Here is a 26,024-nt window from a genome sequence, read left to right as displayed (position 1 = left end):
CGCCAGTACGATGGCAAGCGGGGATGACGACACACGGCGGGGGCAGACTGATCATGGGGGACATGGTGGGTAAAGACGCGCGCGTCGGGTACGCGCCGGGGGTCTACGACCTCTTTCACATCGGGCATCTGAACATCCTGCGGATGGCCAGGTCGCAGTGCGACCACCTCATCGCCGGCGTCGTATCCGACGAGATGGCCGAACTCGCCAAGGGGCGACGTCCCGTCGTCCCTCTCTCCGAGCGGCTGGAGATCGTCGACCACATCCGGTTCGTCGACCAGGTGCACGCCGAGACCGTTCCCGACAAGCTCGAGACCTGGTCGGAGCTGAAGTTCGACATCTTCTTCAAGGGCGATGACTGGAAGGGCACGCGCAAGGGAATCGAGCTCGAGCGGCGATTCGGGGACGTCGGGGTCGAGGTCGTCTACTTCCCCTACACCCGCGAGACGTCGAGCACGATCCTGCGCAACTTCCTTGCGGCTTCCTGACCAAGGTCGCTGCAGACATTGAGTTCTCGCACGGTCATCATCCGGCGACCAGCGACACCACGCCTTTGGGGGCAGATCACGTGACCGCTAGAGAAGGTTCCACCGAGACGCTCGGCGAGACCGTCGACCGGCTGCGCAGCCACCAGAAGCCAAACCGCGGAGCGCCCGCGTACTCGCGGTTCGTGAACCGGCCTGCGGGCCGCGTGCTCGCGGCCGCCTCATACCACGCGGGATTGACCCCGAACGGTGTCACCGCGATCAGCGCCGGCTTCTCCCTCACCGGCATCCTGCTCGTCGGTGCGCTGCCGCGATCTGTCCCCCTCGGCATCCTCGTAGCTCTGCTGCTCGCTGTGGGTTACGCGTTCGACTCCGCCGACGGGCAGCTCGCCCGCCTCCGCGGCTCGGGTGCACCGTCAGGTGAGTGGCTCGACCACGTGGTCGACTGCGCGAAGATCACCGCCCTGCACCTGGCGGTGCTTCTTGGTGTTCACCGCACGTTCGGGGACTCCGCCGTCAGCCTCCTGCCGATGCTCTTCCTGCTCGTGGCGAACATGCTCTTCTTCACCTTCGTCCTCACCGACCAGCTGAAGCGCAACCAGGGGGGCCGGGGCGCCACGAAGGATGAGCCGGCGTCCACCCTGCGCTCCATCGTCGTCATTCCGACCGACTACGGCCTGCTCTGCGTCGTGTTCGTGCTGTGGGGCCTCCCCAACGCGTTCGTCGCCGTGTACGGGCTGCTGCTGCTCGGCAGCCTCGGCTACCTCGTGCTCGGGTTGCCGAAATGGTTTCGCGACGTCGACCTCTCCCCGGACGCCGCGTGAGCCCCGCAGCCGACAACCGACCGGTCGTCGTTGTCGCACACCCGGGGGCCGAGCTCTATGGGTCGGACCGGATGCTTTGTGAGTCGGTCCAGGGTCTGGTCGAGTCGGGTCACCGCGTCGTCGTCGCCCTTCCGTCCGACGGTCCGCTCGTCGCCCAGCTGGAGAACCGCGGCGCCGAGTGCCGGGTGCTGGCCATGCCGGTGCTGCGCAAGGCGGCCCTGCGACCTCGCGGGTTCCTCTCCCTCGTCGCCACCCTCCTGCGCTCCGCGGGGCCGACGGCCGCCCTGCTGCGCGAGGTGCGGCCCGTGGCCGTCTACGTGAGCACCCAGACCATCCCCTCGTGGGTGCTGGCCGGGCGGCTCGCCCAGGCACGCACCGTGTGCCACGTGCACGAGGCCGAACGTCACCCGTCGGGCATGATCGAGCGCGGCATGGTGTGGCCCCTGGCTGCGGCCCACCGTGTCCTCGCGAACAGCGAGTACTCCGCCAGAGTCCTCACCGACGTCCTGCCACGGCTGGCCGGGCGCAGCCAGGTCGTGCCGAACGGGGTCGCGGGTCCCGACTCGTCCCACTCCAGCCCGGCCCGCGCCGACCTGGGCGGGACGGTCCGTCTGTTGTTCGTAGGTCGACTGTCCCCGCGCAAGGGTCCCGACGTCGCTGTGCGCGCCGTGCGCGAGCTGCGCGGACGCGGCATCCCTGCCTCGATCGGGCTGCTCGGCGACGTCTTCGCCGGCTACGAGTGGTTCGAGCGCGACCTGCGCACCCAGGCGGCCGACCTCGTCGACGTGGATGCCGTGTCGTTCCTCGGCTTCCGATCCTCCGTCTGGGAGACCATCGAGAGCCACGACGTCGTCGTCGTCCCCTCGACCCAGCCCGAGCCGTTCGGGAACACGGCCGTCGAGGCCGTGCTGGCCGGGCGCCCCGTCGTTGTCAGCCGCACGGGCGGCCTGCCCGAGGCCGTCGCCGGAGTGGCGAGCGCCGTCGTGGTCGAACCCGGTGACGCCGAGGCCCTTGCCGATGCCGTGGCGCAGGTCGTCGCCGACTGGCCCGGATTCGTCGAGCGCGCCGAGGCGGCCCGCAAACCCGCGGGAGAGCGATTCTCCCCCCAGCGCTACCGTCGCGCCGTCGCGCAGGCGGTCGACGGCGGCCCCGGAGCCGACGCCCCGCTCGCCACCGAGCGGCTGGTCTCAGCCGACTCGTAGTCGGCGCACCGACAGGGCGCCGTCGATGGCGGACCGTCCCACGTGCACGTAGTCTCCGCGGAAGCGCGAGTCGGCGACGGTGACGCTCGCGCCGGTGTCGAGCCTCGTCCAGATGAGCGCCGTCGGTGTGACCACCAGTCGCAGCGGCACCCAGGTGCCGACCACGGGAGCACCACCGGACACCGGCTTGCCGAGTGGCACCCCGTCCTGCGACCCGGCGGCGTGGGCCCAGAGCTCGAGGCTGCCGTCCATGCGCAGCAGCGCGTGGTAGCCGTTCTGGGTGCCCTGCCGGTGCTCGTAGTACCGGTCGTCGGCGTGGCCGAACGCGACCGTGAAGTTCGTGGACGACTGGGTCGGCATGCGATCGACTCGCACCTCGAGCGAGAGCTCGTAGGGGCCTGACGGCTGACGCAGCGGAGCGAGCTGGCCGAACGTCACGAACGACTGTCGGTCGGCAAGCGTCAACCCGATCGCACCCTCACCCGGCCAGGCCAGGGCGTAGTCGTTGCTCTCGGGTCGGTGCGTCATCTCCCCCGGTGAGATGGCGCCCGATTCCCACACGTCGGCGCGCAGCGCGGTCGTGGTTCCCCCGAGGTAGCCGATGCTCGACACGACGGCCCCGGCGGCCCCATTGCCGAGGTGGTGGGCCAGCTCGGAGCGTCGGTGCACCCCGAAGACCCAGACCGGCACCTTCGTCGCGACGGCGGCGGCGAGCAGCTTGTCCGGGAGCCACTCGGCGTTCTCGTTGCTGGGAACAACGAGGTAGTCGGTCCGTGGGTCGAGGCGGGCGGCCAGCTCCTTGATGCGGGCCGGCGTGGTCTCGAAGAAGCTGCCGAGGTAGCCGAACACGGGGTAGCCGGCCTCCTTGGCCTCGGCGAACCGGGTCGAGCTGACGTGCAGCTTGATCACCGCCGACTCCTTGAGCCGTTGCTGCTCCACCATCTCGACCATGGCGGGGTAGGCCTCGTGGTCCTTGGCCTCGAGGCACAGGACGGCTCGGGAGCCGACCTTCGCCAGCACGTCCTCGAGGCGGCTCAGCCGTGGCGCCCGCTCGCCCGACCAGCGTGGCCCGAGTCGTGGCACCTGCAGCCGGGCGTTCTGAACCTGCGACCAGGGCAGCTTCGAGATCGTACCGGAGAGGTCGGTGGTGCGGTCGAGCGTGAGGTCGTGCTGGCAGACCAGCACGCCGTCGAGGGTCCGCACGACCGAGATCTCGAGGGCCTTGGCGCCCCAGCCGAGGGCGGCCTCGTAGGCCTCCAGGGTGTGCTCTGGGACGACGTCGCCGGCACCACGGTGGCCGATCAGGTACCCAGTGCCGCGCTCGGCCACCCACCTGGCAACCGTGTAGTCGCCGGCCCTCACCGGTGCCTCGCCCTGGCAGCCGGCGGTCGCGGAGGCGACCACCACCGCACCACCGAACGCCCGCAGCAAGGAGCGCCGGGACACCGCCCGGTCGCCCCACGTCGCGAACGGCAAGGAGCCCTGCCGCCCGTAGCGTGGGGGGTCGCTCATGGTCGTCTCATCCCAGGCTCAGGGCTTCCTCTGACTCCTCCGGAGTCGTGAGCACCAGCCCGATCTCCATCTGCACGCGGCTCATGCTGGCGCTCACGGCCCGGTCGATCACGATACCGATGGCTGCGGTGGTCATGGCGCTGAGACCGTTGATGGCGGCCCGGGTCTCGGCGGCCGGCGTCTCGAACTGGTCGATGACGAGTATGACGCAGTCGGCGATCTCGACGGCCGTCGGGATGTCCGCCTGGGACAGCACCGGGGAGGCGTCGACGAGCACGGTGTCGTACTGCGTCCGGGCGTAGTCGAGCAGCTCGGCGAGCTTGTGTCCGGCGCCGATCTCCAGCAGCTCTTCGTGGCTGTGGCCGAGCTGGAGCAACCGCAGGTTCGGGAACGGGGTCTTGGTCACGGCCTCGTCGAGGCCCAGCACCCCCTTGACGGCCTCGAGCCCGTTGCCGTTCGACGCCACCTCGAACGCCTCGGCCGTGCCGTGGCCGCTGAACGAGGCGTCGACCACGAGCACGGCGTCACCGCGCTGGGCCAGCGCTCGTGCCAGCCCGATGACGGTCGGGGTGGCTGACGGCTCGCCGGCCGGCGAGCACGCAACGACGAGTCGATGCCTGGTGGTGGCGAGGTGGCTGAGGTTGCGGGCCAGCCGGTGGTAGGCAAGACGGCGGCCCTCCGGCAGCATCGAGTCGTTCTTCCGCCTCCCCCGGTCTCCCCCGGGGATGATGCCGACGACGGGCATCCCGGTCATGCCGGTCACGCCCTGCGGTGTCCGGGTGGCCATCCGCCTGAGTCGGATCGAGGCGATGGCAAGCCCGATGGCGGCTCCCAGGATGAGACCGAACACGGTCGAGACGACGAGCTTGGTCAGCGACGAGTTCTTCCTGACGAAGGGCCCGTCGACGATCGTGAAGGTGGTCGCGTTGTCGTTGGTGACGGGCAGGTCCACGAGCTGGTTCACGAGCGCCGTGAACTCGGAGGGCAGGACCTCGATCACCCGGCGAGCCTCGTCAGGGGTGGACCCCTGGACGTTGAGCGTCATGATGACGGTGTCCTTGTCGAGGGTGGCCGAGATCCGGTCGGCCATGGCTGCCGCGCTCGAGTTGCCACCGAGGCGTGCAATCACTCGATCGGCGAGACGTGTGCTGTTGGCAAGCCGGATGTAGCTCTCCATCCGCTGGACGGCCAGCGAGGTGGACTGCGAGACGGCCACGTTGTCGGCGCGCTTGCTGTTGGCGAAGACCCGAGCTGAGGCGAGGTAGCCCGAGGCGTCCTTCAGCTGCATGAAAGCCCCGATGGCACCACCAAGAAGGCTGCAGGCGACGATGAGCACGATGTAGCGCTTGATCAGTGACCAGTAGCTGGAATGCTCCATCCCCAACCTCCTGGCGTCGGGCCGGACTGCGGCTCGTGGTTTCCGGATCTCATCGACGTTTCCCTATCATGTCGCTAGCCATCTGCTCTACCTGCCCGTTTTGTCGTATTCCGGTGAAGACGATGCTGCGCACGAGGGCGCCGTCCTGCAGCGCCGAGCCCAGCGACCTGCCTCGGAGACCCCGGCGACGGTGCTCGTCCAGCACCTGGTCGAGCAGCGCCGCCCGTTCGAGCAGGGGCGGGGGCGCGTCGGTCACGCCGTCGTCGGCTCCGGCGATCCCGTCGTGGGCGAGCAGCAGGGCACCCGGCCGGGCACCCTCGATCGCCTTGTCCAAGCGTTCCGACTGCGTGACGTTCTTCCAGTCCCAGGTGGTGCTGTCCCACAGAACCGGCACGAGACCGGCGCTCCTGGTGGCGGCCCAGGTCACGGGCGTCTGGCTGCCGTACGGCGGACGGAACCATCGCACCGGCACCCCGGCGAGCTGCTCGAGCTCGGCGCGAGCGGCCCGGGTGCGACGCCGCGCCTCGGTGAAGCCGAACGTCGTCAGGGGCCGGTGGTCGGGGCCGTGCAGCGCGATCTCATGGCCGGCATCCCGGATGCGGGTCAGCAGGTGTGGATGGCGCCGAGCACGGCCCACGAGCACGAAGAACGTGGCGGTGGCCTCGTGTCGGGCGAGCACCTCGAGCACCTTCGGGGTCTCGACCTCGTCGGGTCCGTCGTCCAGGGTGATGACCACGGAGGCGCCCGTCGTGCCCGTGACCGAACCGAGCATCCAGCCCTGCCCACGCACCCATCGTCTGGCGGCGGCCGCCGGCCCCCGCTTCGTCGTGACATTCACCGTGCGTACTCCTCGACGGTGCGGCCGAGGGCTCCGTAGACCATCCCCGCTCCTCGGTAGGCGAGCCGAAGCCCCTTGGCCTGGCCGGCGACCGACCGAGTGAGCATCCCGAGGGCGTAGCGACCCAACCCGGCCACGACGCGGCCGGCGCCTCCTCCGGCGCACCGGGCGCGAGCCCGCAGCCGCGCGGCGCGACCGGCGGTCATGGCCCGCTCGACGAGTGACCACGTGTTCCCGTGGCTGAACGAGCGATTGAGGACCCACGTGCGGTTCATTCGGTTCGTCGGCACCTGGTCGATGACGTGCGACTCATCGCACCACACGATGCGGCCACCGCTGTCGGAGAGCTGACGGGTGAAGAGGGTGTCCTCCCCCCCGGTGAGCCCGAAGCGCGGGTCGAAGTCGAGACCCAGGGAACGCACCGCGTCGAGGTCGAGCAAGAGGTTGCCGGCCGGGGCGACGGGCACGACCGTGCGGGTGGGCAGACTGCGGCGGCGGAAGAAGCCTCCGGCGACCAGCCATGCGTCGGGTTCGCTCTCGTAGCTCTCGAGCACCCGACCCGCGACGGCCGCGGGCTCGTCGATCATCCACGCGTCGACCAGGAGCGTGAGCCAACCCGGCCCGGGCCGGCCGTCGTCGTCGATGAAGGCGAGCAACCGGCTGGAGCCGCTCTCGGCGATCGCCCGGCTGCGCACGGCGCTCAGGCCCGGAACAGGCTCATGTACATAGTCGACGCCCTCGCCCATCGAGCGCACGATGACCTCGGCTCCACCCGCCGGGTCGTTGTCAACGATGAGCACGCGCACGGCGAAGCCGGGTCGCTGCTCGAGGGCGGCCGCCGCATCGCGCAGCATGGGCACGAGCTCCAGGAGGTCGTCGTTTCGGCGAAAGGTGGGCACGGCCACGGTGACGGTGATCACGCGAGAGACCCGCTCGCCGGCGCGATCGTCGTCGTCGTAGGGCTGTTGGACGGTCCGAGGCCGACCACGTCGTCGTAGAGCGCCTCCAGCCGCTCCATCTGGCGCTGGCCGTCGAAGCTCTGCACCGCGCGCTGTTGCCCTGCCCGACCCAGCGACTGCGCCAGGGCGTGGTCGCCCAGCACGCGGACCATAGCCGCGGTCAGCGCGGCGATGTCCCCTTCTGGCACGAGCAGGCCGCTCTCGCCGTCGGCGACGGCCTCGGGGACGCCGGCGTAGTCGTACCCAATGACAGGGGCGCCCGCCATCGAGGCCTCAATGATCGTTAGACCGAAGGCCTCAGCCGCGCCGTCGGACGAGCGCTTGGACGGAGCGACGAACAGCCGCGTCGACGAGAGCAGGTGGGTCACCTCGGCCGACGACCGCGGTCCGAGGAATCTCACGTCACCGTCGGGGAGCAGATCCGTCGCCAGCGCCCCGAGCCGGGCCCTTTCGGGTCCGTCGCCAACAATGCTGAGCGACGCAGCGGCCCGCATGTCGGGCGGCAGAGCGGCATACGCCCGGATAAGGTCTTCGACGCCCTTCTGGGCGGTCAGCCGCCCCACGTAGGCGACGCCGGAACGCTGATGTGACGGGTCGGGCAGCATGGCCGCAACCGGGGCCCCAAGGTAGTGCACGCGAACCTTCTCGGGCGGGGCGCCGAGCTCAAGCAGGCGACCCGCGAGGAAGCGCGACACCGGGAGCAAGAGGTCGGCGTAGGCGAACACTTCGCTGAGGCGGCGGCCGTAGAAGCCGTCAGCGTCCTCCGACGGCGCCCGGTTGACGTCGTGCCCGTGGAACGTGACGACGAGCGGCAGCCCAGCCCGTTTGGCGATCGGCAGGGCCTCAGCCGCACCGGTGCCGTAGTGGGCGTGTACGAGGCTAGCGCCGCCGCGGCGGAGTAGGGCGTCGTAGATCAGCGGGTGCCCAACCCGGCTCGAGGCTCGAGCGAGACGGCGGCCGAACGGGGTGTAGGGGAACGGCGCCCTCAGCGGCCGCACTCCCATCCCTTGGTCGGCATGGTGCAGCCCGATGGGCAGGACTGACCAAGTACGCAACCCGAGTACGTGGTCGCGTACGAAGGTCTCGGATGTAGGCAGCCACAGATTGCGCCAGACAGCCACCACCCGACGTTTCCCCCCAGACACGCCAGCCCCCCTCCACGATTTTGCGACTTCGGCAGATGTTCTCCCCAAGTGCCTGAGGCGATGGTACCTGCGCACTACGATCGACTATGCAGAATGGCGCATGATGAAGGGAATGCACGGTGTCGACCAGCGAGCAGAAGCCCACCGGCCAGCCACAGGCGACGCAACCGGTGCCCGCTGACACCGACACCCGGGACCCGGTCGAGGGCGCCGAGCTGCATCCCACCGTCGTGGTGGGCATGGCGACGTACCAGCGCAACGACGACATGGCCCGGACGGTGCCACTACTCGTCGCTCAGGTCGCCGCTCTGCGCGGCGCCAGCGGCACGGTCGTCGTGATCGACAACGATCCTGAAGGAGGCGCTCGCAAGGACTTCGAGCGACTGGACATACCCGGCGCCCGTTACGTTCATGAGCGGCGTCCCGGCATCTCGGCCGCCCGCAACCGGGCGATCGACGAGGCCGAGGGGGCGGACGCGCTCGTGTTCATCGACGACGACGAGATCCCCGACGACGGCTGGTTGCAGAGCCTGCTCGACAGCTGGAAGGCGTGGGGGTGCGCGGCCGTGACCGGCCCGGTGACCTCGGTGTTTGTCGGCGAGGCCGACGATTGGGTGCGCGCGAGTGGGCTGTTCGACCGCGCCCACCGCACGACCGGCGCCCTCAACCCCGGGGCGAGCTCGGCCAACCTCCTGCTCGACCTGGCAGCACTGAAGCGGCACAACATCCGCTTCGACGAGCAGTTCGGGCTCAGCGGCGGCAGCGACACCATGCTCGCCCACGCGCTACGCGGCCGGGGTGAGCAGATCCGCTGGTGCCAGGAGGCATCCGTGACCGAGTTCGTGCCGGCCGCTCGGTCGCGGCGCAGGTGGGTGTTCACTCGGACCATGCGCACGAGCAACACATGGAGCCGAGTCGCGGTAGTTCTGGCGCGCCAAGACGGCTCGATCTGGCGGGCCCGGGCCGAGTTGACCGCACGGGGCGGGTATCGGATCGCACGGGGCAGCGCACGTCGGGCACTGGCCCGCTTGCGCCGGGACGTGCCGGGCGATGCCCGCGGCGCCGTCGACGTGGCGAGCGGGTTCGGCATCCTGATGGGCGCCTACGGGGCGGTGCGCTACGAGTACCTGCGGCCCGTGCCCTCAGGCCGCGGAACGCACGGCCCGTAAGGCTACGCTTACGAGCGGCGCCGCGGAGCGACGCACCGGCGGGATCAGAGCTGTCGAGACAACCGCCCACAACAGGCCGGCCGCCACCCCGGCGGCGAGGCGCAGGACGGGGCCGGCGACGATCTGGGTTGCTGCCCACGCGACCAGTCCGGCCGGGCCGATCACGAGCAGCATGGTGCGGACCGACTGCCCGAGGATGGGGCGCCAGTCGGTGCCAGCGAGCACACACACATAACGCAGGCCGACTGCCCAGTGGGCGACGGCCACAACGAGGTGTGCGAACGCCACCCCGATCGGGCCCCAGGGCAGCCCAGCGAGGATGCACAGGATCATGATCGGGCGGGAAACGAGATAGAACTTGAGCAGTTTGCCGGTGAGCCCCTTGGCCACCCACAGCTGGTAGTTGGCGGAGTCGATGCCTCGGAAGATTCCGCTGCACGCCAGCACCGCCAGGATGGGCGCGGCGCCTGCCCATGCGGGCCCGAACAACACGTGGACGAGGGGGTCGCTCACCCCGGCGAGCACGGCGAAACCGAGACCAAGGGCGTAACAGAGTGCGAGCTGAAATCGCTGGAAGAACCGGTCAAACACCTCCGGCTGGTCGTGCAGCTGGGACAGCACGGGCAGCACCACCCTCGACAGCGGCGCGTTCACCTGCTGGAGGGGCACCTGCAGCAACTGGAAGGCACGGCTGTAAAGGCCGACCGCGGTTGGGCCCCACACTGCTCCGATGCCGACGTTGTCGATGTTGTTCACCGCGAACCCAAGCAGGTTGGTACCAAGGAGGTGCGACCCTGTGCGGGCGAACGCACGCACACTGACATCCCGGCGAGGGCGCCCTGGCAGCCAGCTGCACTGCACGAGGTTGATGGCAAAGGTGGAGATCACGAAGGTCGCCTGCTGCAGCACGATCGCCCAGTAGCCAGCGCCGGAGAGGGCCGCCACGATGGACACGATGACGCTCACTGATTGGGCGCCGATGTCGGTGATCGCCAGAGCCGAGAAGCGCATCGCCCGGCTGAGGTCGGCTCGGTACTGGGTGTTCGCGCCGGAGACCACGAAGAGGCCGGCAAGAGCGTAGGCGATGCCCTGCACTTCCGGCTCTCCGTACAGCCGTGCGAGCACCGGGGCCAGAGCGACGGCCACGACCGAGCATGCGGTCCCGATGGCCAGGTTCAGCCAGAACAGGTTGCTGCGCTCGGCAATCGAGACGGTCTTGGCCGATACCGCTGCCGCCGAGAGACCGAAGTCGCGTACGATTTCTGCCACGTTGAGGATTGCCGTGACCATGGCGACCAGCCCCACCTGGGCGGGGGTGAGGATGCGTGAGAGCACCGCGAGCGACACGATCTGCAGTGCGAAGCGGGTTAGCTGAGCACCAAAGGTGACACCCGCCCCACGTGCTGCCAATCGGCCGAGGCTCGCCATGACCGAAATCCTCCCGCCGTGTAGCCAGACTTGGTCAGGAATTGGATCAACGCGTTCGGACCGTTCCTGAGGAGAACGTATCTTCGTGCGCGGATCGGCGCAGGGGAACCGAGTGACGCTGGGGGCCGCGCTCCAGGAGCACGCCGAACCCTGTCATCGCGAAAATGGCCCAGACGATCATGGGCGCTGCCGTATTGCCGGACAGGGCGCTGAACGACTGCGGGATGAGCAAGGCGGCAACGCCCGACCCGACTGGCCCCGCCATCACCATGCGCCCGAACGCTCGGATCACTGTCATGAGCATGACCCCGAAGTAGAACGCTGTTGCCACGATCCCGAGGTCGATGGAGTACATCAGGACGGCGCTCTCGAAGCTCGTGCCCAGGCCGGCGTTGTCGGAGACTGCGAAGCTGCCGTTGAGGCCCTGCCCCATCCACGAATACTCGCCGATGTGGTCGAGGAAGTAGCCGAGGGCGTTGGCTCGCGCGCTCGTGGACCCCGTGTCGTCGACGACCCGGGCCTGGATCGCGTCGGTGACGCCGTTGGCGACGGCGATGGCCGCCCCCGCCACGAGCGGGAGGAGGAGCAGGACTCGCTGCCAGGCACCTCGCAGCGCGGCCCGGCGGATGACGTAGATCACGCCGACGATGGCGACCCCGACACCCACGCGCGACTGGGTGACGACGATGCCGCCCAGCATCGTGAGCATGAGCGGCAAGATGACCCACCAACGTCGGTACGAGGCGAGCAGGAACAGTGAGAGGACGAGGAAGAACGAGAGGATGAGCGGGTGGTCCAGCGTGCCCATCCACCGGTTGAGGTCCTGCCGGAAGAAGCGCTGCTCGGCGAACTCGGAGGTGAAGAAGATCGAGCTCTGGAGTCCGAGCTGCGCGATGGCGAGCAGCGCCTCACCCGTGGCGGCGACGACGAACCAGGTGCGCAACGTCTGGAGCCGCTCGGGCCGCTCAAGGAGGCAGGCCCCCAGCAGGAAGAAGAGCACGAGAGGCCAGAGCACCTGGTCTCCAGCCGCCGCGATCGAGTCGAAGCCGAGGCCGCTGTAGATGCCGATCACGCTCGAGATGCCGGCCACCGTCGCGAGCAGCACGGTCCACTCGGGTCGGTGCTGGAGGGCAGCGAGAACACGTCTCGGGCGCTCGACCACCTGCACCGCCGCACTCGTCATGATGAGCACGGCGGCCGGGTGGATCGCCAGGGGTCCGGTGGCGACACCGGTGAGCACGTGCCCGGCGGTGCCGGGCACGAGCACCCATATGGACATGGCCGTGATGAGGGGGACCATCGGGCGACGCACCAGCGCCACCGACAGGATGAGGCAGGCGATCGCCCACGCGATGAACTGCATGCCGACCCACCTCCCCGCTCTCGCCCGCCATCATGCCATCAGGCGGGCGAGAGCCGGGCCGGTTCGTCAGCGTTCGTGCACGTTGGTCAGCGCCACGCCCCCAGGTACTTGGCCCCGGTGGCGCGGCCGGTCACCGAGGCAACATCTGAGGGCAGCGACTGGGCGACCGACCCCACCTTGTCCAGCACAGACTGAAGGGGGACATTGTCGCTACCTACGGCGGTCGGCACAATGAGCGACAGGCTCTGGCGTTCCTGACCCGTCGCGGTCATGAAACCGGCCAGGGTGCCGTAGACCGCCGGGTCGGTCCCGGGCCGAGCCCACACCACCAGCCACCCGGGCACGCCGGCCCGCTGCTGGCTGTAGACATTGCCATTCGCCACGATCCCGAGCTGGCTGGCGCCCTTCTCGTGGGTGTAGTCCTCGACCGAGAGCAGATAGCTGGCACTCGACTGCTGGATGTTGTTGCTGACCTGGCTGTTGCCGATGCTCCACGGCATCTCGGGGTCCGGGAAGGGGCGCCGGGTGTCGCGCGCGTAGGCGGTGTTGGACTGGTTGCGCGAGTCACGAACGAACTCAACCGCTTTCGATGACCCGACGAAGGTGTTGTTCCACACCTTGACGCGGTCGGTCTGGCGCGAGGTGAGCTGCTCGCCGCCGTTGTCGCGCAGCACGTTGTTGGCCACGACGGCCTTCGACGACAGCTCGAGGAAGATGCCGCGCCAGGAGTTGTTCGCGATGGTGTTGCCCACGACGGTGAGGTCGTAGCAGGCCATGTCGCTCCAGAAGGCGCTGCCCACTCCGCCGGTGATGACGCTGCCCGAGAGCAGCACCTTGCGGCTCGAGGTCAGCTTGATGCCGCCGGCTGCCGGGATCTGGTTGAACCGCTCGTCGTTGCTGTTAGTGATGCGCGAGTCCGTGATGGCGATGTCGTCGGCGAAGTGGCCCTGAATGCCCTGCTGGCCGCTGCCGGACACGGTGATGTGGCGCAACCGTGCACCGGGGGCGAACACGCCCACGCCGCCGGTCGAACTGTCGGCGACGACGACGTTCTCGAGCACGAAGTTCGCACCGCTGGTGCGCACGGCACCCTGGTCGGGCACGGACGTCGCGTAGTTGCGCACGCCGATGCCGCGGATCGTGGTGTTGGCCGACTGCACGCTGAAGGCGCGCCCCAGGACGCTGCTGCGCACCGACTTGCCGGTCGGGTCGGTGCCGAGGTAGAGCCGCTCAGCCCCTTCGTCGAGGTAGAACGAGCCGGACCCGACCAGCGAGAGCGACTTGACCTGACGTTGCTCGACCCCGCCGACCCACACCTGCTCGGGGTAGGGGGCCATCGGGTAGGCCGGGTTGACGAACTGCCAGCCCGGGGTGGTGTAGTCGGGTGCTCCGCGCGTGTCCGTCGGGCTGTGGTCGAGGTGCACCCGCCAGGAGGTGGCCCAGACGTTGCCCGTCTTGGCCAGACCGGAGACGGGGACCGTGGCGTCGAACCAGACCGCCTCACTGGGGAACGACTGGATGGTCAGCGACTTGTTCGACGGGACGGTGACGCTCTCGTAGTACGTACCGCCTCGGACGACGATCGTGCCACCCGACGGGGCGACGGCGATCGCGGCGGTCACCGTGCGCTTCGGGGCGGACAGGCTCCCCGAGCCGGCATCCGAGCCGCTCGTCGAGACGTAGACGGCACCTGCCGGAGCGGCGTAGGTGGTCGTGCCCACCGGGGCGCTGCCGCTGGAGCCGACCGGGGCCGGAGTGGGCGGCGGCGGTGTCGGTGTCGTCCTGGTGGTGTCGGTGGCCGAGAGGGCCGTGGTGCGGAGCACCACCGACTTCGCCGCGCCTCGGGAGAGGTAGGCGTGCATGCCGGAGGTCCCGGCGCCGGAGATCTGCTGGGCCGTGGTGTCGGTGGCTGTCAGCTGCCAGGCGTCGGTGACCGGTGCGCTACCGACTCGGGTGCGGGCCTGCAGGGTGACCGGGTTCGATCCCGAGATGGACAGGTCGACGTCCACGGACGTTCCGACCAGCGCCGGCGCGGTCAGCAGGCTCTCCTTGAGCGTCGTGACGGCGCCGCCGGGCTCGACCCGCAGGATCTGCAGCAGCTGCCGGCCGGTAGCCGGGATGACGACGCGAGCCCGATAGGCCCTGCCGTCGGCCTGGCGACGGGCCTGCGCCGAGTAGTAGATGGGGTACGCGTCGGGCACGGTGAACTGGGTGTGCACGAGGACGTCGGTCAGGGACGTGGTACCGGCGGTCTGCTGTGTCTCGGTGCCCGGGGCGAGGGTGACATCGGTGGTCGTGGCGCTCACGACGGAGGCGCTGACGGCCTGTGGGGCAGCCACGGCGCCGGCGACCGGGGCCAGCCCGGCGACCGCCAGGGCCGAGGCCACGAACGCGCCGGACCATGGGAGCGACCGCCGGCTCAGAGGGGTGCGGAAGTGGACAGGAGTCATCGATGAGTTGCCCTTCAGGGGGTGGGGGTTGGTGGGTGGGGAACCCACGTCGGGGGGGAGCCGAACACGTTAGCCCCGAGACACCGCCCAAATGGGTTTCAGCCGTTGCCGTTTCATGACCATACCCGGACATTTGCGGGCAAATAGGGGCGAAGTTCCCTGATCAATTCGTACCGACGAGCCACCCGGGCTCGGGCCGCAGTCTGGGCCCGCGGCGTCCGGGAACGACAGGAAGCCGCCCGTCCGGGTGGACGAGCGGCCTCCTGGGCCTGCGGTCGAGCTACCTCAGTTGCCGGTCTTGCGAGCGACGAGGTCGGCGATGCGGAACGTCACAGGGGCGTTCGTGGCCGTGCCCGATTCGTAGCAGGTGGCGACGATGCCGCCGGCCACCTGCAGCGAGGCAGTCGCATCGGTCGCGCTGACCGTCCATGCGGTGGGCTCGGTGTCCGAGCTGCGCCAGACCTTGGCGGTAAGGCGCGTGGGGCTGGTGCCCCACGCCTGCATCCGCACCGAGTACGACGTGCCCGGCACGAACGTGACACCAGTGAGCGTCTGCGACGCGAACGTCGTCTCCGCCCCAGCCACGACCTTGGTGAGGGCGACCGTCATCGCGCCGTTGGCCGCGACGAACACCTTGGTGCGGTAAGCGTCGTTGAAGGAACCACGAGCCGTGAAGTAGCCGTAGTGACCGCCACCGGTGGGCGCGGTGTCGAAGGTGAAGCGCATCGAGAGGTCGGTGTCGGTCGAGGACACGCCGGCCAGCGAGGCCGCAAGACCCTTGCCGGCTGTGGCGACCCGCATGTTGCCCCATCCGTTGGCCACCGAGAACGCCGATGCCACACCCGACAGCGTCCAGGCCCCACCGGTCTGTGCACTGCCCAGACCGGTCGCGAGCGTGCGGGCGAAGGTGTCCTTCGCGAACGGCCCGGTCACGACGACCGACTTCGTCACCGTGTCGACGGCACCGACGTTGTCCGTCACCTTCAGGGCCACGGTGTAGGTGCCGGGTGCCGCGTAGGTGTGCGAGGGCTTGACCACGGATGCCGTGTCGCCGTCACCGAAGGTCCAGGCGTACGCCGCGATCGTGCCGTCGGGGTCGGACGAACCGGACCCGTCGAGCGCGAGCACCAGGTCGTTGGCCGTCTGGGTGAAGGCGGCAGTGGGCGACTGGTTGGCCACCACGGCCACGCTGCGGGTGGTCGACGTCGACGTGCCGTCGTTGTCGGTCACCGTGAGCGTGATCGTGTAGGTGCCGCCGGCGGCGTACGTGTGGTTCGCCGTCGGAGTCGGGGTCGTGGCCGTGCCCCCGTCACCGAAGATCCAGGCGTACGTCGCGATGGTGCCGTCGGGGTCGGTGCTGGCCGATCCGTTGACCGTCACCACCAGACCGTTGGTACCGGTCGTGAAGGACGCGACCGGAGCCGCGTTGCCGGAGACCGTGACCGTATGGGTCACCTCCGCCGTGGCGCCGTCGTTGTCGGTGACGACGAGCTTGACACTGAAGGCGCCGGCGGCGGCGTACGTGTGGTTCGCCGTCGCGGTGGAGGCCGTGCCTCCGTCACCGAAGGTCCAGGCGTACGACGCGATGTTGCCGTCGGGGTCGGTGCTGGCCGATCCGTTGACGGTCGCCGTGAACCGGTTGGAGGTCGAGGTGAAGGAGGCGGTCGGGTCCTGGTTGGCTATGTTGACGGCGCGGGTGGTCGTGTTGCTGCCACCCTTGTCGTCGGTCACCTTGAGCGTCACGGTGTGCGGCCCCGCGGCGGTGTAGGGGTGGGCCGCAGTGACTCCGGTATCGGTCGCACCGTCGCCGAAGTCCCACTCGTATGTCGCGATGTTGCCGTCGGGGTCGGTCGACGCCGAGGCGTCCACGGCTACGGTGCGGCCGGTGAGCGTTGCCGTGAATGAGGCAACAGGCGGATCGTTGGCCACCACGCCGCCACCCTTTACGAAGTGGTTCTGCACCTGCGCCGAGCTCAGCGTCTTGGAGTAGACGGCGACCTCGTCGATCTGGCCCGCGAAGAAGTTGCTGTCGGCCCACGAGCTGTCGCCACCCACGCGCCAGTAGCCCGAGTAGGGCTGTGCGGCGGTCTGCGGGTCGGTACCGACGAGCGCCCCGTCGACGTACAGCTTCATGCCGTCCGAGCCTTGCATCGCAGCGATGTGGTGCCACTGGCCGTTGTTGTACGACCGCGGCGAGGTGACGACGTTGAGCGCACCGGTGTAGACGCCGAAGTTCAACTGGCCCGACGCGGTCATGTAGACGTGACGGTCGTAGTTGCTGCTGAACCCATTCTGCCGGTCGCCGAAGCCGATGAGCTTGCCTCCAGAGGTGGTGGTTGTCTTGAACCAGAGCTCCTCTGTGTAGGTGGTCGGGTTGTCGACCGCCGACGTGGATCCGACACCGGAGACGTTGCCGTCGAAGCCGACGGACGTGTTGGTGCCTGGCACCGCGCCCACGCCGCCGTAGCTGACACCGCCACCGAAGTAGGTGCCACCGTTGCGGCCCATGGCGTCAGCAGCATCTACGCCGCCGCTCTCACCGAGTCTCCAGTAGAGGTCGGGATTGGTCGCGTAGACCGCAGCACCGTAGGCATCGGTCGGTGGGGCCACCGTGACGACCGAGCGGGTCGTCGCGACGGCGGCTCCACGGTTGTCCGTCACCGTCAGAGTTACCGTGTAGGTGCCTGACGCAGCGTAGGTGTGTGCCGCTGTCTCGCCACTGCCCGTCGCCCCGTCACCGAAGTTCCAGACGTAGGAGGCGATGCTCCCGTCGGGGTCGCTCGAGCCCGAGCCGTCCACCGTGAGGTCACGCCCGACCGTAGATGCCGTGAATGACGCGACCGGCGGGGTGTTGACCACGGTGCCGCCGTTGGCGGAGTAGTGGGCCTGCACCTCGGCCAGCGGGAGTGCGCGCGAGTAGATCGCGACCTCGTCGATTCGGCCGTTGAACCACTGGCTGTCGGCGTCTCCCCAGTGAGTGTCGCCGCCGACCCTCCAGTAGCCCGTGTAGTCCTGGGCCTGGGTTTGCGGGTTGGTGCCGACGAGCACGCCGTCGACGATCAGCTTCATGCCAGCGGCACCTTGGGTGGCGACCATGTGGTGCCAGCCACCGTCGTTGTACGGCCTGCTGCTGTCGATGGTGTTCGGCTGACCGGTCCAGGTGCCGAAGCGCAGCCTGCCGTCGTTGAGCATCCAGACGTGCCGGTCGTACCCGCCGCTGTTGCCGGTGGGCTGGTCACCCATCCCGATGAGCTTGCCACCACGGGTCGTGGTCGTGTTGAACCACAGCTCCTCGGAGTAGGTCGTCGGGTTGGTGACCGTCGTCGCGGCGGTGACGTTGCCGTTGACCCCGTCCAGACCCACGGACTTGTCACCGGCCTGACCGGGCACGGCACCGGCCACACCGAGGGTGAACCCGCCGGTGAGGTTGCCGTTCGTGCTGCCCATCTCGTCACGGGCGACAGAGCCCGTGGCCTCGTTGAGGCGCCAGTAGAAGTCGGGCGTCGAGCCGTAGACGGCGGAACCGTAGCTGTCGCTCGGCGCCGGCGGGACGTTCACGGTGCGGCCGCTCGCCGTGTAGTGCGCACGCACCTTTGCCTCAGTCAGCGGCGCACCGTAGACGGCGACCTCGTCGATCGCTCCCGCGAAGAAGTTCGAGCTGGGCTGGTCCGGCCAGCCGCCGAGGCTGTCACCACCGACGAGCCAGTAGCCCTGGTAGGGCTGGCCGGCCGTGACGCTGGGCTGCTTGCCCTGCAGGAGGCCGTCGACGTACAGGCGCATCCCCTCGCTGCCCATGGAGGCCACGATGTGGTGCCACTGCCCGTCGTTGAACGAGTCGGCCGTGGTGATGGTCCGGGTGCCGCCGTCGTAGATGCCGAAGACGAGCTTGCCCGCGCTGGTCATGTAGACGTGACGGTCGTAGCTACCGCTGCCGCCCTGGTTCGAGTTGCCGAACCCGAGGATCTTGCCGCCACTGGCCGTCGTGGTGTTGATCCACGCCTCGGTGGCGAAGCTGTCGGGGCCGCTGATCAGCGTCGAGGTGCCCGCCTGGCCCGTGCTGGTGCCGTCGAATCTGGCAGCGGTGTTGCCGCTCACCGCGCCGGAAGCGCCCCACGTCACGCCGGCCTTGGTCGACTGGTCGAGCCCGGCCGAACCGCCGTCGAGCGCGAGGTTGCCACCAGCCTCGCCGAAGCGCCAGTAGTCGACCGGGTCATCTGCGATGACCGCGTCGCCGTAGGCGCCGATGGTGTTCGAGACGGCCACCTGGTTCGACACAGGGCTGAGCAGCAGGTTGCCGAACGGGTCGGTGATCCGCACCCGGTAGGTGTGGTTGCCGGCGGGCACGTTGGTGTCGGTGATGGAAAGCGACGGGAGGGTCCAGAAGTTCGACTTCTGGGTGATCGGGGCGCCGACGTTGGTGTTGCCGTCGCGGACGACCTGGTAGGTCAGGGTCTCGTTGTCATAGTCCCAGGCCGAGCCGAAGCCGACACGCACCGTTCCGGGCCGCACCGAGCCGGCTGTCGTCGACGGCACGTCGCGTGGCGGCTTGGTCTCGTAGGTCGGGCCGGACGTGTTGTTGGCGGTCGTTCCGATGCCGAAGCGAACCAGGCCCTGTTGCGCGCCGCCGTTGACGTAGGGGAACTCCCCCGCCACGGCGACGTACTGGCTGTTGCCGGTGACGCTCCAACCAGCCTGGTACTGACCGGTGAAGCTGCCGTTGGACCACTGCGGGAACCAGTGGAGCAATTTCGGCGCAGGGAGACCGTTGTAGTTCCAGCCGTAGACGTCCGGGCCCCGGTTGGTGCCCCGAGCGTCCTTCGTGAAGGCGAGTGAGTTCTGCCAGCGAACGCGCGGGTTCGTGTCGGGGAACTCGTCGATCATGGTGCAGTCGTGGCTGTGCCCGACGGAGTAGATCGCATCCCCTGCGGCAGCCGCGCTGTAGGTGTCGCCGAGGCAGTCGTAGATCCAATGGATGGAGCCGTCGGCCGGGTTGGCAGCGTACGTGCCCTCGAACGAGGAGCCGGCGCCGAATGCCCAGCCCGTGCCGTAGATGTAGGTCCCGTCGGTGGTCAGCGAGCCGACCGCTCCGTTGGTGGCGTCGTGCACGTACTGGTTCGCCAACCAGGGCAGGATCCCGCCCGTCGAAGCCGACACGGCACCGTGGCCATTGACGACGGTGGCGTTCAGATTGACGAACTGGCCGCCGATGACGACCTTGCTCAGGTCGGGCGTCAGCACCATCGACCAGACGGTCGCGTCGACGCCCGGGGCCCAGCTGCGCAGCGAACCGTCGGACGTGTTCACCGACGCGAGACTGCCGCGCGCTGTGCCGTTGACGTTGCTGAAGGACCCTCCGAAGTAGACAGCCGTATTGGTGGCCGTGACGGCACGCACGGCGCCGTTGACGTTGGGTGCCAGGTTCGTCACGAGAGCGCCGGACACAGTGTCGAAGGCGGCGACGTGGCCGCGCGCCGCGCCGTCGACCGTCGTGAAGTCGCCGACGACATAGACCCTTGAGCCATCGGGTGACGCGGCGATGCCGCGTCCTTGGGCGTTGAGAATGTGGTTGAACGAGGCGATGCGGTTGCCGGTAGTGATGTCGTAGGCCAGAAGGTGGCCGACGTTCACCTGGCCGGCGCCGCCGATGCCGACCCCCGGGGGGCGCGCTGTCGTGAAGTTGCCGGTGACGTAGACGGTGTTGCCCACCACGACCTGTGCCCAACCGACGCCGTTGATCTGCCAGGTAGGCAGGGCCTTCGCCGAGGCGGTGGCAGGCACGCCGGCCGGCGGCCGCGTGTCGGCCACGGCGCTGCTCGTCGAGAGCGCGACCGGCAGGGCGGCGCCGAACATTCCGATGACGACCGGCAGCGCCACTCGACGCCGCCACGAGCCCGACAGCCGGACCCTGCTCTGACCGTCGCGACCCGCCTGAACCGTGCGCGAGCGCCGGGCGCCACCGAATGGAGACTTGAAGGAGAGCATCGTTGATCCTCAGTTGCCGGTCGCGCGAGCGACGATGTTGTCGAATGAGATGTTTGCCGGGAGGTTGGTGGCCGTCCCCGAGATGTACGTGCGCAGGCCGATGGCTCCTGGCACCTGCAGCGTGGCCGTGGCGTCGGTGATGCTCGCCGCCCAGTCGGCGGGCTGAGTCTGGCCGGTTGGCCAGATCTTCGCCCGGATCGTGGTGGGTGAGGTCCCGAAGGTCTGAGTGCGAACCGTGTACGCCCCTTGCGGGGCGATGGTCAGCCCCGCCACGACCTTGGTGGTCAAGGTCGTCTCAGTGTTGCCAACGACCTTGGTCAGTGCGACGACCACAGCACCGCTGCTCGTCACCTGGATCTTCGTGCGGTAGGCGTCGGAGAAGGAACCGCGGCCGGTGACGTAGACGTACTGTCCGCCACCGTTGACCAGCTTGTCCGTGGACAGCTGCAACGAGAGGTCGGTGTCGGTCGAGGAAAGTCCGTTCAGCTGTACGGCCGCGCCGGCTCCGGCGGACGCGTGCTTGATCGTGCCCACCCCGCCGGCAACCGTGAAGGTGCTGGCAGCACCTTGGAGGGTCCACACTCCACCCGTGTCAGCGGTGCCCCAACCGGTTGCCTGCGTGCGGCTGAAGGTGTCGGCGCCGGTCGGGCCCGTGATGACGACCGCCTTCGAGGTCGTCGCCGAGCCGCCTCGGTCATCGGTCACGGTGAGACCCACCTGGTAGGTGCCGATCGCCCCGTAGGTGTGCTGCGTCGTCGCACCGGTGCCCGTCTGGCCGTCGCCGAAGGTCCAGGCGTAGGTGACGACCGAGCCGTCGGGGTCGGCCGACGCCGAGGCGTCGAACGCACCGAGGAGGTCGGACGGCGCGGTGGCCGCGAAGCCGGCGGTCGGCAGCTGGTTCGCCGCCCGCACCGTCACCTCGTTGGTCTTGACCGCGACGGCGCCGTCGTCGTCGGTCACGGTGAGGGTGATGGTGTACGTGCCGCCGGTGGCGTACGTGTGGCTCGCCGACACCGAGCTCGCCGTGCCTCCGTCGCCGAAGTCCCAAGCGTACCCAATGACCGATCCGTCGGCGTCGCCCGACGCGGCCGCGTCGACGTCGACCGCCAGGTCGGTCACCGCCTTGGTGAAGGCAGCCGTGGGGGTGGCGTTGACCGCGTCGACGGTCGAGGTGGTGGCCACCGCCACGCCGTCACTGTCGGTCACCGTGAGCGTGACCTGGTAGGAACCCGCGTGTACATACACGTGGTTGGCCGTCACGCCGGCGTCCGTGGCTCCGTCACCGAACTGCCAGACGTAGCTCGATATGGGCGCATCGGCATCCGACGAGCCGGACGCGTCGAGTGCCACCGCCTTGCCCGTGACGGCGCTCGTGAAGGAGGCCACGGGGGCGGCGTTGTCCACCGTGACCACTGCGGTCTTCGTGGCGACAGCGCCGGCGGAGTCGGTGACCTTCAGGGTGACCGTGTAGTTGCCGGCCTTGCTGTAGGTGTGCTGTGCCGTGGCGCCGGAGGCGGTGCCGCCATCGCCGAAGTCCCACGCGAGCGACGTGAGGGGACCGTCGTCGTCACGGGACGCCGTGGCGTCGAAGGAGTAGACCCGCTTCGCGTGCGTCGAGGAGAAGTCAGCCGTGGGCAGGGCGTTGGGCAGGGCTCGACCCGACGCGCGGTAGTGGGCCCGGACGTCGGCGATGGACAGCGCGGAAGGGTACACCGCGGCCTCGTCGAGCGTTCCGCCGAAGTAGCTGCTCGTGCTGCCACCCCACGTGAGGTCGCCACCGAAGCGCCAGTAGCCGACGAAGGACGTCGTGGCGGATGCCGTGTTGGAGGCCACCCGCGCGCCGTCCACGTACAGGGCCATCCCGGCTGCGTCCTGGGCGATCACCGCGTGGTGCCACTGGCCGTCACGGTAGGTGGCAGGCGAGTCGAGCACCGCAGTGTTGTTGTTCGTCGAGAACCGCAACGCCCCGCTGTTCACCATGGTGAGGTTGCGGTCGATGACCGCACTGGCGCCGGTCGCCTTGTCGCCGTAGCCGATGAGCTTGCCACCCTTGGTCGTCGTGGTCTTGAACCAGACCTCGGCGCTGTAGGCGGGGGGGCCCACCGAGTTGAGCGCACTGGCGACGAACCCGTTCGACCCGTTCGCCAGCACTGCGGTGCCCGAGCCGACCGCGCCGGCCTGCGAACGCGTCAGTGTGCCGACATAGGTGCCGGTCTCGTTCGCGCCGCTCGCGTCGGACGCGAGGGTGCCGGAGGCCTCGTCGAGACGCCAGTACGACGACGGGTGGGAAGCGGTCACGGCAGCGCCGTACGGGTCGACCGGCGCAGGGGCCACCGCAGCGGTACGACCGCTCACGACGTAGTGCGAGCGCACCGTGGCCGGGGAGAGCACCGACGGGTAGACGGCGACATCGTCGATCGAGCCCGCGAGGTACCGGCTGGTCGGTGCACTCGCGGCTCCGGTGAGGGTGTCACCACCAAGGACCCACTGGCCCACCACGCCCGCTTGGGCGCTGGTCACGGCGACGTTGCGGGAGACGAACTGGCCGTCCACGTAGAGCCGCTGGCCGTCAGTCCCGAGGGTCGCCACCACGTGGTGCCACTGTCCGTCGTTGTAGACGCCCGTCGAGCTGACGGTCTTCACCGACCCGGGGTTGACGCCGAACAGGACGTGCCCGGTGTTGTCGAGGTAGACGTTGCGGTCCGTCACCGTGCTCGAGCCGTTGGTCTTGTTGCCGAAGCCGATGATCTTGCCGCCTCGCGTGGTCGTCGTCCTGAACCACGCCTCCACGCTGAAGGTGTCGGGGGCGGTGATCGGCGTCGCGCCGGCGAGCAGCCCGGTGCTGGTACCGGAGAGGGATACCGACGTGTCGGGGGCGGCCGATGCCTCGGTGGCGCCGGCACCGCCGAACGCCACGCCTGCGAGAGCAGTCGCCTCGTTGCCGTTTCCGGTGTAGTCGTAGGCGGTCGGACCGGCGGACTCCCCGAGACGCCAGAAGGCACTGGGTGAGCCGTCGAGCACCGCACCGGCGTAGGCCGGGGCCGCGGTGGGCACCACGACCTGGTTGGAGCCGGTCGTGTAGTTGCTGTTCCCCAGCGGGTCCGTCACCCGGACCTTGTAGACATGCGTACCGGCCGGCACCCCGGTGTCCGTGAACGACACCGACGGGGTGGTCCAGAAGTTCGTCCGCAGCGTGGTTGTGCTGACGATGGTCGAGTCGCGGAACACCTCGTAGGTGAGGAGTTCGTTGTCGCGGTCCCAGGCCGAGCCGTAGGTGAGGCGCACCTTGCCGGGTTGGAGCGCCGCGGCCACCGTCGGGACGACCTTGGCGGGCACCACGTCGAACCGTGGGCGGGCCAGGTTGGGGGCGACGGCGCGCTTCGCGAAGCGGGTCAGTCCCTGCTGGTAGGCGTTGTTGACGATCGGGAACTCACCCGCGAGGGCGACGTAGTCACCGGTGCCGACGACGCTCCAGGCGGCCTGGGACTGGCCGGAGGCGGCGCCGTCCTCGAGCCCGGGGTACCAGTGCAGCAGCGAGGGCGTGCCCTGACCCGTGAAGTTCCAGCCGTAGGCGTCGGGCGCGGCGATCGTGCCGGTGGCCGTCTTCGTGGTGGCCAGGGCGCGCTGCCAGCGAACGCGCGGGTTCGTGTCGGGAAAGCCGCCCGCGTTGCTGCAGTTGTGCGCGTGGCCGACGCTGTAGACCGCGTCGGCGTCAGGGTAGACGGCGTACGTGTCGCCGAGGCAGTCGGCGATCCAGATGACCGTACCGTCGGCGGGGTTGGCCGCGAAGCTGCCTTCGAAGGTGCCCCCGGTGCCGAATGCGAAACCGGAGCCGTAGATGCTCGTGCCGTCGGTCGTCAGTGAGTTGATGCCGCCGTTGTCGTAGTCCTTGATGACCGAGCTTGCGGCCCACGGGAGCACGGTGCCGTCGATCGGGTCGACCGCGCCCATACCGTTCGCGGTCACGTCGCTCAGGGTCAGGAAAGACCCTCCGATGATGACCTTCGACCGGTCGGGGGCCATAACCATGGCGCGCACGTCGGAGGTCGAGGCCCGCGGCGCCCACGTCGAGGAGATGCCACCGTTGACAGCCGCAAAGGCCACTAGGCGCTGGCGGTAGACCTCACCGGCATGGAAGAAGCCACCACCGGCGTAGACCCACGTGCCGTCGGTGGTGATCGCCTTCACCGTGCCGTCGAGAGTCGGCGCGAAGTCGGACACGAGGGCGCCGGTCAAGAGGTCGAAGGCCGCGATGTGGCCGCGCGGCTGACCGTCGACGGAGGTGAAGTCACCACCGACGTACAGGCGTGAGCCGTCCGAGGTGGCGTGCACGACCAGGCCCTGCGCGTTGAGCACGTGGTCGAAACCGGGCACGCGGTTGCCGGTGCGGATGTCATATGCGAAGAGGTTGCCGACCGGGACCTCCCCGGCGCCCCCGACAGACACACCCGGCGGTCGGGCGGTGGCGAACTTGCCGGTGACGTACACGGTGTTGCCGACGATGACCTGCGACCAGACCACTCCGTTGACCTGCCACGTGGGCAGTGCGTCGGCGGTTACGGTGGCGGGTACGCCCGCTTCAGGCGCCGTGTCGGCGTGGGCGACCGTGGCACCGCTTGGGGTGAGACCGAGGCAAGTAAGGGCCACTGAGACGGCGATGGCGGTGGCACGAAGGCCGCGACTGGCAGTCCAGCTGCGCCGAGGGGCGAGGTTCATCTAACGGACCCTTTGAACGTCGCCGCCGCATGCTTGCCGTCGAAGTCGACGTTGAGCGACACACGGGAGAGCTGGGCGGTGGGAACGGAGAACATGTAGCGTCCGGTCTTGGACTTGCCACCCGCGACAGCCCCACCCAGGTCCACGGCGCCGTCCTCGTAGACGGCTGCAGCGAGCCGCTGGGGCGAACCGTAGACCATCGAGACGACGACCTGGTCGAGGACGAGGTCGGCGGATGAGTCGTTCGTCACTTCGACGTCCAGCTGGGTCAGCGGGGAGCCGACGAAGACGCCGGGACCCTTGCCGGACGTCACGGTCTGCTTGATGGCGACGATCTTCACTTTGACGCCGTCGGCGTAGACGACAGCTTGGTCGAAAGCCTTGGCTTCCGCCTGCGCCCGCCCCCTGCCGAGGCCGCCGGCGCGTTTGAAGCTTGGCAGTGAGGCAACTAGCGGGTCCGGAGGTCTGACGGCAGTGCCCGTGGGTTCGTCAGCGGCTTTCGCCGTAGTGCTGGACGCAGCATTGGGCGTGGTGGGTGCGGCGGAGGGCGAGACGGAACTCGCGGTGGAGCAC

General features: G+C 69.1%; 15 protein-coding genes. 4 read left to right on the top strand and 11 right to left on the bottom strand.

All coding sequences use genetic code 11. The annotated features are described in order from the left end of the window. Nucleotides 1–62 precede the first annotated feature (62 nt). The 3 genes from NR112_RS08790 (at nucleotide 63) to NR112_RS08780 (ending at nucleotide 2,511) form a co-directional block, all read left to right on the top strand. On the top strand, nucleotides 63–488 hold the full coding sequence (locus NR112_RS08790) for an adenylyltransferase/cytidyltransferase family protein (RefSeq protein WP_256793618.1): 426 nt from the start codon (nucleotides 63–65) through the stop codon (nucleotides 486–488). A gap of 233 nt (nucleotides 489–721) precedes the next feature. Continuing rightward, nucleotides 722–1,309: a CDP-alcohol phosphatidyltransferase family protein gene (locus tag NR112_RS08785; RefSeq protein WP_256793617.1), complete on the top strand. Its 588-nt coding sequence runs from the start codon at nucleotides 722–724 to the stop codon at nucleotides 1,307–1,309. 71 nt (nucleotides 1,310–1,380) lie between these two features. Beyond that, complete coding sequence (locus NR112_RS08780; RefSeq protein WP_256793616.1) at nucleotides 1,381–2,511, top strand: glycosyltransferase family 4 protein; 1,131 nt, start codon at nucleotides 1,381–1,383, stop codon at nucleotides 2,509–2,511. On the opposite strand, the gene NR112_RS08775 is transcribed toward NR112_RS08780, so the two are convergent. From NR112_RS08775 to NR112_RS08755, 5 genes are read right to left on the bottom strand one after another with little or no spacing between them, the layout of a single operon-like run. Then, a complete protein-coding gene (locus NR112_RS08775; RefSeq protein WP_256793615.1) occupies nucleotides 2,497–4,023 on the bottom strand; it encodes a glycerophosphodiester phosphodiesterase in 1,527 nt (508 codons plus the stop codon). The genes NR112_RS08780 and NR112_RS08775 overlap by 15 nt on opposite strands. 7 nt (nucleotides 4,024–4,030) lie before the next feature. Continuing rightward, entirely contained in the window at nucleotides 4,031–5,401 is a 1,371-nt protein-coding gene (locus NR112_RS08770; RefSeq protein WP_256793614.1) for an AAA family ATPase, read from the bottom strand. Between the two features lie 49 nt (nucleotides 5,402–5,450). Further along, nucleotides 5,451–6,239, bottom strand: a complete 789-nt coding sequence (locus tag NR112_RS08765; RefSeq protein WP_256793613.1) for a polysaccharide deacetylase family protein — start codon at nucleotides 6,237–6,239, stop codon at nucleotides 5,451–5,453. Next, a complete protein-coding gene (locus tag NR112_RS08760; RefSeq protein ID WP_256793612.1) occupies nucleotides 6,236–7,159 on the bottom strand; it encodes a glycosyltransferase in 924 nt (307 codons plus the stop codon). Before NR112_RS08760 ends, NR112_RS08765 begins: the two co-directional genes overlap by 4 nt. Further along, nucleotides 7,156–8,196: a glycosyltransferase gene (locus tag NR112_RS08755; protein WP_374511994.1), complete on the bottom strand. Its 1,041-nt coding sequence runs from the start codon at nucleotides 8,194–8,196 to the stop codon at nucleotides 7,156–7,158. The genes NR112_RS08760 and NR112_RS08755 overlap by 4 nt, the downstream gene beginning before the upstream one ends. Nucleotides 8,197–8,462: 266 nt before the next feature. Between NR112_RS08755 and NR112_RS08750 the strand changes: the two genes are divergently transcribed. After that, on the top strand, nucleotides 8,463–9,512 hold the full coding sequence (locus tag NR112_RS08750; RefSeq protein WP_256793610.1) for a glycosyltransferase: 1,050 nt from the start codon (nucleotides 8,463–8,465) through the stop codon (nucleotides 9,510–9,512). On the opposite strand, the gene NR112_RS08745 is transcribed toward NR112_RS08750, so the two are convergent. From NR112_RS08745 to NR112_RS08720, 6 genes are all read right to left on the bottom strand, one after another. After that, nucleotides 9,486–10,940, bottom strand: a complete 1,455-nt coding sequence (locus NR112_RS08745) for a lipopolysaccharide biosynthesis protein (RefSeq protein ID WP_256793609.1) — start codon at nucleotides 10,938–10,940, stop codon at nucleotides 9,486–9,488. The two genes, NR112_RS08750 and NR112_RS08745, sit on opposite strands and share 27 nt — an antisense overlap. 46 nt (nucleotides 10,941–10,986) lie before the next feature. After that, nucleotides 10,987–12,303 carry a hypothetical protein gene (locus NR112_RS08740; protein WP_256793608.1) on the bottom strand — a complete coding sequence of 439 codons (1,317 nt, stop codon included), beginning with the start codon at nucleotides 12,301–12,303 and terminating at the stop codon, nucleotides 10,987–10,989. 86 nt (nucleotides 12,304–12,389) lie between these two features. After that, the gene (locus NR112_RS08735; protein WP_256793607.1) at nucleotides 12,390–14,753 is read right to left on the bottom strand and encodes a right-handed parallel beta-helix repeat-containing protein; all 2,364 of its coding nucleotides are present in this window, start codon (nucleotides 14,751–14,753) and stop codon (nucleotides 12,390–12,392) included. A 285-nt stretch (nucleotides 14,754–15,038) separates the two neighbouring features. Further along, nucleotides 15,039–20,735, bottom strand: coding sequence for a PKD domain-containing protein (locus NR112_RS08730; protein WP_256793606.1), 5,697 nt, complete (start codon nucleotides 20,733–20,735; stop codon nucleotides 15,039–15,041). A gap of 9 nt (nucleotides 20,736–20,744) precedes the next feature. Then, nucleotides 20,745–25,451 (bottom strand): PKD domain-containing protein, encoded by a 4,707-nt coding sequence (locus NR112_RS08725; protein WP_256793605.1) that lies wholly within the window; start codon nucleotides 25,449–25,451, stop codon nucleotides 20,745–20,747. Beyond that, nucleotides 25,448–25,792 carry a hypothetical protein gene (locus NR112_RS08720; RefSeq protein WP_256793604.1) on the bottom strand — a complete coding sequence of 115 codons (345 nt, stop codon included), beginning with the start codon at nucleotides 25,790–25,792 and terminating at the stop codon, nucleotides 25,448–25,450. The genes NR112_RS08725 and NR112_RS08720 overlap by 4 nt, the downstream gene beginning before the upstream one ends. Between the last annotated feature and the right edge of the window lie 232 nt (nucleotides 25,793–26,024).

It is taken from the genome of Terrabacter sp. Ter38, from assembly GCF_024519435.1.
In the GTDB taxonomy this organism is placed as follows: Bacteria; Actinomycetota; Actinomycetes; order Actinomycetales; family Dermatophilaceae; genus Terrabacter.
The sequence above is the reverse complement of the archived record's forward strand: the minus strand, read 5'-3'. Positions and strand labels throughout refer to the sequence as shown.

Bases quoted from the DNA above. Each gene is read 5' to 3' on its own strand.
- NR112_RS08735 (WP_256793607.1), bottom strand. From the start codon at position 14,753: ATGACTCCTGTCCACTTCCGCACCCCTCTGAGCCGGCGGTCGCTCCCA.
- NR112_RS08770 (WP_256793614.1), bottom strand. From the start codon at position 5,401: ATGGAGCATTCCAGCTACTGGTCACTGATCAAGCGCTACATCGTGCTC.
- NR112_RS08740 (WP_256793608.1), bottom strand. From the start codon at position 12,303: ATGCAGTTCATCGCGTGGGCGATCGCCTGCCTCATCCTGTCGGTGGCG.
- NR112_RS08725 (WP_256793605.1), bottom strand. From the start codon at position 25,451: ATGAACCTCGCCCCTCGGCGCAGCTGGACTGCCAGTCGCGGCCTTCGT.
- NR112_RS08775 (WP_256793615.1), bottom strand. From the start codon at position 4,023: ATGAGCGACCCCCCACGCTACGGGCGGCAGGGCTCCTTGCCGTTCGCG.
- NR112_RS08745 (WP_256793609.1), bottom strand. From the start codon at position 10,940: ATGGCGAGCCTCGGCCGATTGGCAGCACGTGGGGCGGGTGTCACCTTT.
- NR112_RS08780 (WP_256793616.1), top strand. From the start codon at position 1,381: ATGCTTTGTGAGTCGGTCCAGGGTCTGGTCGAGTCGGGTCACCGCGTC.
- NR112_RS08730 (WP_256793606.1), bottom strand. From the start codon at position 20,735: ATGCTCTCCTTCAAGTCTCCATTCGGTGGCGCCCGGCGCTCGCGCACG.
- NR112_RS08790 (WP_256793618.1), top strand. From the start codon at position 63: ATGGTGGGTAAAGACGCGCGCGTCGGGTACGCGCCGGGGGTCTACGAC.